Consider the following 325-nt stretch of genomic DNA (forward strand, 5'->3'; position numbering starts at 1 on the left):
TTAATCCATAAACAGAAAACAAAACGACATTCCATTGGTAATGGAGAGGTCGGGAGTTCAATCCTCCCTCGCAGCACCAGTTTTCCTAGGTTTTCCCAAACATTTAGAATTTTTAATATGCATAGCTAAGCACAGCTATACGCATATGAGTGGCAAGATTCTGGCAATGTTTGTTCCACAACTGTTCCACTATCGAATCACTTTACAATCGAACAAAACATTTGCTGCCATGGTGCAGAAACCAACGTTCCTGCACCAAAGTTTATTTATAATATTATTCACGCTCAATCAGGAAGTATGTTGTTGGCCCATCGAGCGACGCATT

Annotated in this window: 1 protein-coding gene; it reads left to right on the forward strand. The window is 40.3% G+C overall.

The window, feature by feature from the left end; translation table 11 throughout:
- Positions 1 to 145: 145 nt before the first annotated feature.
- Positions 146 to 325: hypothetical protein (locus tag HBA93_RS19920; RefSeq protein ID WP_221724436.1), on the forward strand; the 180-nt coding region annotated here is incomplete at its 3' end.

The sequence above is a fragment of the Ochrobactrum sp. SFR4 genome (assembly GCF_019730395.1).
In the GTDB taxonomy this organism is placed as follows: domain Bacteria; phylum Pseudomonadota; class Alphaproteobacteria; order Rhizobiales; family Rhizobiaceae; genus Pseudochrobactrum.